Consider the following 8,210-nt stretch of genomic DNA (forward strand, 5'->3'; position numbering starts at 1 on the left):
TAATCAGCTTAGCGGGACAGATGGGGTTACAGCGACGGGTGTGGAGTACCAATATCTATTCGGTGCCACCACCGAGAACGGCAGACCTGCTCTTCGCGGCCACCAGCGCTTCGTAGAACGCGGTCCGGACCCCGCCCCGCTCGAGCTCACGCAGGGCCGCCGCGGTGGTGCCGCCCGGCGACGTCACGGCGGCGCGCAGATCCGTGGCCGACTCGCCGGACCGGTCGAGCATGGCCGCCGAACCCAGCATCGTCTGCACGACCAACTCGGTCGCGGTGGCCCGGGTCAGGCCGATACCGACGCCCGCGTCGACCATCGCCTCGACGATCAGGAAGAAGTAGGCGGGCCCGGACCCCGACACCGCGGTGACCGCGTCCATCTGCGACTCCGCGACCGCGACCACCTTGCCCACCGACGCGAGGACGTCGGTGACCAGCGCGAGGTGCTCCGGTTTCGCGTACCGCCCTCCCGCGATCACGCTGACACCCTCGCCCACCAGCATCGGGGTGTTGGGCATCACGCGCACCACCGGGAACCCGGCGGGCAGCTTGGCCTCGTACCGGGAGGTCGGCAGACCGGCCACCAGCGAGACCACCATCTGCTCGCGGTCCCCGTCCAGCTCGACCGATGTCAGCTCGGCCATCACTGCATCGACGTCGTTCGGCTTCACCGCGATGACCACGACGTCGGCACCCTCGGCCGCATCGGCGATCGTGGTGGCCCTGATGCCGAACAGTCCCGTCAGTTCGTCCGCCCGTTCGGCCGAGGACTCGGCGACGACCAGATCCTTCGGCGCACGACCCGACTGAAGCAGCCCCGCGATCAGCGCCTCGCCGATCCTGCCGCCACCGATCACTGCAATTCTCGTCATGGTCGCAAGCCTGCCATGCAGCCGTCGGCGGGCGGCTAGTGCCTCGCGCTCGGGCGCGGGCACCAGGGAGGTCCGGCGGGATCAGCCCTTCGGGATCATGGCCAGCTGACGGCTCTGCACCACGGCCTGCCCGGTCTCGTCGAGGACGAGATGGTCCTCCTCGAACCAGGTGTCGCCGAGCACCGTCGCACTGGCCATCACCCGCAGCCAGCCCGGCGCGGGACGACGCCGGAGGTAGGTGGTGAGCTGAACGGTCGGCGCCCACCCGAACATGCCGCGGTTCATCGTCACCGGGGCACTGATGTCACCGGTCATCAGGGCGAAGAGCACCGCGACATCCGGATCGGCCTCGTCCTCGGCGAACGGGCGCACCCACATCCGGTTCACCGGGTCACCCTGCTGCCCGGCCAGGAACAGCGCGGCGGACGGATCGACGCGGAGGTCGCATCCCTTCGCGACGTGCACGATCTGCCCCATCGGATGGTCGGGGGTGATGTGGACGGCGTCGGCGGGCGGCTCGGCGGACAACTCCGCCAGTGCGAGGGGCTCCTGGTGGCGGGGCTCGCCGACGTCCGGGACGCCGAGGGTCACCGCCGCGGACACCGCGACCCTGTCGCCCTGCATCAGGTCCACATCGACCAGGCACACCTGCCTGCCGCGCTTGCGGACGGTGGTCACCAGCCGCACCTCGCCGGGGTCCGGTGCGTTGAGGTAGCCGGCGCTGACCGCGATCGGCTGCATGGCACCGGTGTCGATGGGGCGCTCCGCGCCCGCCGTCTCGTACGGCGCCCGGATCGCATCGCGCGCCGCGGCGGCACACAGGGCCATCATGCAGCCGCCGTGCACCTTCGGCCCGATGGTCCAGATCGGGTCGATCACGGCCCCGAAATTGCCGCCGCCCAGGTCCGTCAGCGTGGTCAGGTCCGCGAACGGGCGGGTCGAGGTGAGCGTGGTGGCGGGTCGGGTCATCGGATTTCCTCTCGGGGTTCGTGCGCGCCCGACGGAGTCGATCCGGCGGGCGGGAAGCTTCTGGACGCGATGTCCTGGTGGGCGAGTCGGCGCATCGCAGCGATCACGGGCTCGTAGATCGCGGTGCCCAGCACGGCATACTCGACGGCCGCCTGGGTGGACGAGGTCGGCATCTGCGCGAGGTCCACCTCCGCGATCCCCATGATGTGCCTGCCGTAGGCGTCGATCCGTTCGTCGGTCATCGGGATGCCGACATCCTCGACCGCCTTCAGGGCCCGCTCGAGCTGGCCGACCGCGGGGAACGCCGGGTCGTAGACCTGCCCCAGCCGATCCAGCAGGCGGCGGGCACGGGGATGATCTCGCCCCTCCGCCTCGGCGTCGTCCGGGTAGGGAGGCAGCGTGGCCACCGCCCGTCCCAGGGTGTCGTAGAGGCCGCCGACGGGTTCGTCGATCAGTCGGATGATCGCGCGGATCTTGTGGATCGGCAGGCCGGCGCCCGCCAGGGCCTTGATCAGCGCGAGGCGCCGCAGGTGTTGTTCGCCGTAGCTGGACTGGGTCGCGCTGGTCGCTTCGCCCGACATCAGGACGCCCTCACGCAGGTAGTACTTGATCGTCGCCAGCGGGAGCCCGGACCGCTCGACGAGCTCGGAGACGCGCATCGACCCTCCTGGTTGACGGAACGATTGGATACTTCTACTATCCAACTTACTGGATAGTTTCGCTATCCAGACGCCCTCAGACTACCCCTCGAACCAGGAGACCCGCCATGGACCCCATCCTCACGATCGTCGTCGGCGTCACCCTCCTCACCGTCGTCGGGATCGCCTTCGGCGGCACCTTCATGCTCCGCGTCATCAGCGGGAAGCAGGGCGCCAACGCCCTGCAGAAGACGATGTTCCGCGCCGGCCACGCGCACGCGGGCGTGCTGGTGACACTCGGACTGGTGGTCGCGCTGCTCACCCAGGTCGCCGGCGTCTCCCCGGGGTGGTCGGCGACCGGATCGATCCTGGTGCTCACCTCGGCGATCTTCGTGCCCACCGGGTTCTTCCTGTCCGTGATCGGCACCGAACCCGAACGCCCGAACGCCTGGATCCGGTCGGTGTGGATCGGGTTCGGAGTACTGGTGGCGGGGCTGATCGTCGCCGGGATCGCGGTGATCGCCGCGGGCGTCGGCGCGCTCTGACGGCCGTCGCTACGAGCGCGCGCCCACCGACAGGTGCTCGCGGGCAAAGGCGAGCGACTGCGCGAGCATCGACGACCGCTCCGCCGTGGTGCGCGCGTTCTGGGTGTTGATCTCCAGCACCGCCTGCCCGTCGAAGCCGCTCTCGACGAGCTGCCTGCACACCTGTGCGCACGGCTGATTGCCGTGCCCGGGAATCAGGTGCTCGTCGACGGACGCGCCCCGCCCGTCCGCCAGGTGCAGGTGGGTCAGCCCCGAGCCCATCCGCCGGGCCAGGTCGAGGGCGTCCATGCCCGCGGTCGCCGTGTGCGAGAGATCCAACGTGTAGTGGGCGTGGCCGCTGTCGGTCGGATCGTAGGACGGCGCGAACGCGGACACCCCGGGACCGGGCCCGCCCCGCTTCTCGAGCCGTTCGGCCGACTTCGCGCGCTTGCCCCAGAAGCGATCGGCGCGCATCGGGAACATGTTCTCCACGGCGACCGCCACGTCGCTCCGCTCCTCGAGCTCGCGCACCTGGTCGGCGAAGCCCTCGGAGTACTTGCGCTGCCATCGAAACGGCGGATGCACGACGACGGTGTGCGCTCCGAGCACCTCGGCGGCGCGGACCGATTTCTCCAGCTTGGCGACCGGGTCCGCGCCCCACACCCGCTGCGAGATCAACAGGCACGGCGCGTGCACCGCCTGCACGGGGACGGCGTACTTGCGGACCAGCGCCTTGACCGCGTCCATGTCCTGGCTCACCGATTCCGCCCAGACCATCAGCTCGATGCCGTCGTAGCCCAGCTCGGCGGCGTATTCGAAGGCCGCCTCGGTGTTCTGTGGATAGACCGACGCAGTCGAGAGACCGACGAGAACCTTGCGCGTCCCGGTTCGGGATCCGTCCATCGCCACCTCGGTCAGGTCGTGAGCAGAAAGGCGAGCGGACCGATCGTCACGAACACGCCGACGATGATCGCGATCAACAGACTCACCAGGTCATCGGTCTGCCGCAGGATCCGGACCACCGCCACCAGGCCGGCGATCACCAGCACGGCGAGGACCAGCGCCACCCAGGGCAACACATCCCACAGCTTTTCGAAGCCCTTGAACAGCAGCCCACCGACCAGCAGGGCGACGATGCCCTGACCGATCAGGACCGCCCACTCGCGGGCCGCCTGCTTGTCGTTTCGATCGGACGGCGCGTCGTCGACGACTTCGTCCGCCGCCCGGTCCGCCGAATCGGCCGGCTCCGCGGACCCCAGCACCGCTCCCTCGCGCGCCGAATCCTCGGCAACCGATTCCTTGAGCGCTCGTTCCTTGAGCGCCGACGCGGTGGGAGCGGACGTCTTCGGTACGACGACCCGTGGGATCTCGCCGGTGACGTGCACCAGCGCCCTGGCCTCCTCCAGCGTCTCCCGACGGGAGGTGCCTGCCGCCCTGGCCTGGCGCATGAGGTCGCCCTCGACACTCGACCCGGACAGCAACGCCGGTTCGCGGACGGGGGTGTACGGCACGAATCCGGGACGCGGGGCGGGCGGAATCTCCGCGGCGGGCATGGCCGAGGTCTTCGGCTGATCCGCGATCGGCGCGCGCATGGAGGTCTCGGGCCTGACCTTGGGCGCCTCGGCCGGTGCGGGCGGGACGCTCACCCGACCGAAGGAGCCGGACTGCGAACCGTACTGCGGCGGCAGGGCGGCCACCGTTGTCGCCGATGTGGCATCGGGCGTCGCGGCAGCGCGATACTGCGTGGGCGTCGCGGCCACGGGGGCGACCGGCGCGGGCGCGGGTGCGGGGGCCACCGGGGCGGACACGGGCGCGACCGGCTCGACCTTCGGCACCTCGAACTCGGGCACCTCGAACTTGGGAGCTTCGAACTTCGGCGTCTCGCCCCTCGGCACCTCGGGGACGGGCGGGATGGTCGGCCGCTCGCGTTCGGGGACCGTGTAGCGCGCGACGACCGGAGACACGGGCGAGCGGTCCGCGCGGCGGGACCGGGGCTGCGGGGCGGGCTGGGGCGGCGCGGCGGGCTCGGGCGGCGCGGCGGGTTGGGGCGGTGTGACCGCGGCGGGCGCGGGCGGTGACACGGGTTCGGGCGGTGAGAGAGACACGGGCGGCGACACAGGTTCGGGCGGTGAGACGGGCGCGGGCGGTGCGACCGACAGGTCGGGAACCTCGGGAATCGTGTGCCGCGAGTCCTCGGGCGGCCGGATCACAGGGATCTCGCCGGTCAGCTCGGCAACGCTGATCCCGCCACCGGCGACTCCTCGACGGCGTCGTCCACCGCGCGACTCGACCTGCTGGCCGTTCCTCGCCAGCAGCTCGGCAACTGAGATCTGCCCGGTGTCCTCGGATCCTTCGCTCATCGCGCACTCACCACCAGTTCTCCGCCCATCTCGGTATCCAGCTTCCGCAGGATCAGCCCCTCACGCAGAGCCCAGGGGCAGATCTCCAGCGAGTCCACCGACAGTGCCCGCATGCTTGCCTCCGCAATCAGTGCGCCCGCCACGATCTGCTGTGACCGATCCGAGCTCACACCCTCCAATTCTGCGCGGTCCGACATCGTCATCCTAGAAATGAACGCGATCAGTTGACGCAGACCGCCGGCAGTCAGTGTCCTCTGAACCCGCGGTCCGGCGGCGGAAGGTGCCGCCCCGGTGAGTCGCGCCAGCGACCGGAACGTCTTGGACGTCCCGACGACCCGGTCCGGCTCTCCGGCGGCGCGCAGGGCCTTGGCCGGCTCGACCAGCTCCGCGTCGAGCCAATCGCGCAACACCGCCACCCTGCGCTTGCCGGGCGGGTCGGCCTGCAACCAGTCCCGGGTCAAGCGGCCGGCGCCGAGCTGGAGGGAGAACGCGACGTCCGGGTCCTCGTCGCCGCCGGAGGTCAGTTCCAGCGAGCCACCGCCGATGTCGAAGTTCATGATCCGGCCCGCGCTCCAGCCGTACCAGCGCCGCACCGCGAGAAAGGTCAGCCGCGCCTCGTCGACACCGGACAACACCTCCAGCGCCACCCCGGTCTCGTCGCGGACGCGGGCCAGCACAGCCTCGGAGTTGTTGGCGTCCCGGACGGCCGAGGTGGCGAAGGCCATCAGCTCGCCGCAGCCGGACGTCGTGGCGATACTCGAGAAATCCTGTACCGCCGCGACCAGCTTGTCGGCCCCGGACACGGTGATGTCGCCGCGGTCGTCGGTGTTCTCGGCGAGCCGCAGTGTCGACTTGGTGGAGCTCATCGGCGTCGGGTGTGCGCCCCTGTGGGCATCCACCACGAGTAGATGAACCGTGTTGCTTCCGACGTCGAGTACCCCTAACCGCACGTGACCACGGTACTGGGTCTACCGTCGAGACTTGTGACAGCAGGCAACACCACGCCCGATTCGAAGATGGAGCCGACTCCGGAAGTCGACCCCGACTTCCCCCGTGAGTGGATCGAATTCGTGGACCCCGCCAACGCGGAACATCTCGTGGTGGCGGACCTGACCTGGCTGCTTTCGCGCTGGACCTGCGTGTTCGGCACGCCTGCGTGCCAGGGCACCGTGGCGGGACGCCCCGACGACGGCTGCTGCTCGCACGGCGCCTTCCTCTCCGACGCCGACGACAAGGCCAAGCTCGACCGGTCAGTGAAACTGCTCACGAAGCGGGACTGGCAGTTCATGGAGAAGGGTCTCGGGAAGAAGGGGTACGTCGAGGAGGACGATCTCGACGACGAGCCCGCGCTGCGCACCAGGCGCTACCAGGGGGCGTGCATCTTCCTCAACCGGCCCGGATTCGAGGGCGGGATCGGCTGTGCGCTGCACTCGATGGCCCTGCGCAAGGGCATCGAGCCGCTCGAGGTCAAGCCGGACGTCTGCTGGCAGCTGCCCGTCCGCCGCACCCAGGACTGGGTGGAGCGGCCGGACGGCTCGCAGATCCTCAAGACCGTCATCACCGAGTACGACCGCCGCGGTTGGGGCGAGGGCGGTGAGGACCTGCACTGGTATTGCTCGGGCTCGCCGGACGCGCACGTCGGATCGAAGCCGGTGTGGCAGAGCTATGCCCCCGAGCTGACGGAGCTGCTCGGTAAGCCCGCGTACGAGGAGCTGGCCAAGCATTGCCGTCGGCGCGCGGGGCTGGGCCTGATCGCCGTGCACCCGGCGACGACCGCCGCGCAGGCGAAGGCGGCCGGCCAGGAGTAACGGCGGACGGGGCCGCTCGATCCACCCCGGTCTACGTCGACAACCCCTTCTAGCCGTCGAGCCCGAGCGCGCGGGCCAGCACCGGCCACGAACGGTGCAGTGCCTCCTGCCAGTACCCCCACGAGTGGGTTCCCGTCGGGCGCAGGTCCACCTCCGCCGGGATCCCGAGCTCTCCGAGCCGCTGCACCAACCGCTGCGTGCAGTGGTTGGTCGCGGCCTCGATCGCCCCGCCGACCACGATCTGGTCCGCCAGCGGCGGTGATGCGGCGGGCCGGTTCGCGCCCGGTTCCTCGAACGGGCCCGGGAGACCGCTGCCGCTCGAGATGAACAGTTCCAGCCCGCGCAGCTTCTCGGCGTTGACGTACGGGTCGTGCCGGACCCAGTCCGGGTCGTCGGTCGGGCCCCACATGTTGCGGGTGTCGCCGCCGCCCGCGCCCTCGACGACGACGCGCACCATGGCCTGCCCGACCGGGTCGCTGGTCATCGCGCAGCCGCTGTACGAGGCGACGCCTCGGTAGAGCCCGGGCGCCTGGATCGCCAGGTCCAGGACCGAACCGGCCGACATCGACAGCCCGCCGATCGCGTTGACACCGTTGGCGCCGAGCGCCGCGTCCAGCACCGGTGGCAGCTCCTCGGTGAGGAAGGTCTGCCACTGGTTGCGGCCGAGCTCCGGGTCGTCGCGACGCCAGTCGGTGTAGTAGCTGATGTACCCGCCGACAGGGATCACGACGTTCACGTTCTTGTCGCCGAAGAAGTCGACGATGTCGGTCTGGCGAATCCAGTTCGCGCCGTCCTCCCCACCGCCGGCGCCGTTGAGCATGTACAGCGTCGGGCGGGCGGCGCTGGTGTCGGCCGGTCGGAGCACCTGCAGCTCCACCACCTCGTTCATCGAGGGCGAGTGCACGAAGACGTTCCAGCGCCGGTCGCCGACGCGCTCGATGTGGTCGAGCGCGGCGACCCCGGGCGTCGCCGGAGCGGGGGTCTGCGCCGCCGCGACAGGCGCGCCGGCCAGCCCCATCACGATGGCCGCGGCCAGGCCC

Annotated in this window: 9 protein-coding genes; 2 read left to right on the forward strand and 7 right to left on the reverse strand. The window is 70.4% G+C overall.

The genetic code is table 11. The annotated features are described in order from the left end of the window. Positions 1-55: 55 nt before the first annotated feature. The 3 genes from proC to ACFQS9_RS15660 all read right to left on the reverse strand — a co-directional run bounded on the left by proC (position 56) and on the right by ACFQS9_RS15660 (position 2,499). On the reverse strand, positions 56-871 hold the full coding sequence (gene proC / locus ACFQS9_RS15650) for a pyrroline-5-carboxylate reductase (protein WP_378406208.1): 816 nt from the start codon (positions 869-871) through the stop codon (positions 56-58). 81 nt (positions 872-952) lie between these two features. Further along, complete coding sequence (locus ACFQS9_RS15655; RefSeq protein WP_378406210.1) at positions 953-1,840, reverse strand: thioesterase family protein; 888 nt, start codon at positions 1,838-1,840, stop codon at positions 953-955. Then, positions 1,837-2,499: a MerR family transcriptional regulator gene (locus tag ACFQS9_RS15660; RefSeq protein ID WP_378406212.1), complete on the reverse strand. Its 663-nt coding sequence runs from the start codon at positions 2,497-2,499 to the stop codon at positions 1,837-1,839. The genes ACFQS9_RS15655 and ACFQS9_RS15660 overlap by 4 nt, the downstream gene beginning before the upstream one ends. 107 nt (positions 2,500-2,606) lie before the next feature. Between ACFQS9_RS15660 and ACFQS9_RS15665 the strand changes: the two genes are divergently transcribed. Beyond that, positions 2,607-3,023, forward strand: a complete 417-nt coding sequence (locus tag ACFQS9_RS15665; RefSeq protein WP_378406214.1) for a hypothetical protein — start codon at positions 2,607-2,609, stop codon at positions 3,021-3,023. A gap of 9 nt (positions 3,024-3,032) precedes the next feature. Here ACFQS9_RS15665 and ACFQS9_RS15670 read toward each other — a convergent pair whose 3' ends face one another. From ACFQS9_RS15670 to ACFQS9_RS15680, 3 genes are read right to left on the reverse strand one after another with little or no spacing between them, the layout of a single operon-like run. Further along, entirely contained in the window at positions 3,033-3,905 is an 873-nt protein-coding gene (locus tag ACFQS9_RS15670) for a sugar phosphate isomerase/epimerase family protein (protein WP_378406216.1), read from the reverse strand. Positions 3,906-3,916: 11 nt separating this feature from the next. After that, on the reverse strand, positions 3,917-5,362 hold the full coding sequence (locus ACFQS9_RS15675; RefSeq protein ID WP_378406218.1) for a hypothetical protein: 1,446 nt from the start codon (positions 5,360-5,362) through the stop codon (positions 3,917-3,919). Beyond that, positions 5,359-6,312, reverse strand: a complete 954-nt coding sequence (locus ACFQS9_RS15680; protein ID WP_378406219.1) for a Ppx/GppA family phosphatase — start codon at positions 6,310-6,312, stop codon at positions 5,359-5,361. The genes ACFQS9_RS15675 and ACFQS9_RS15680 overlap by 4 nt, the downstream gene beginning before the upstream one ends. Positions 6,313-6,378: 66 nt before the next feature. Here ACFQS9_RS15680 and ACFQS9_RS15685 point away from each other — a divergent pair, with 66 nt between their 5' ends. Beyond that, positions 6,379-7,170 (forward strand): DUF3109 family protein, encoded by a 792-nt coding sequence (locus ACFQS9_RS15685; protein WP_378406530.1) that lies wholly within the window; start codon positions 6,379-6,381, stop codon positions 7,168-7,170. A gap of 49 nt (positions 7,171-7,219) precedes the next feature. Here the strand turns inward: ACFQS9_RS15685 and ACFQS9_RS15690 are convergent, their stop codons facing one another. After that, a complete protein-coding gene (locus ACFQS9_RS15690; RefSeq protein ID WP_378406532.1) occupies positions 7,220-8,188 on the reverse strand; it encodes an alpha/beta hydrolase in 969 nt (322 codons plus the stop codon). Positions 8,189-8,210 lie beyond the last annotated feature (22 nt).

This window comes from Rhodococcus daqingensis (assembly GCF_042665615.1).
Lineage (GTDB): Bacteria > Actinomycetota > Actinomycetes > Mycobacteriales > Mycobacteriaceae > Rhodococcus_G > Rhodococcus_G daqingensis.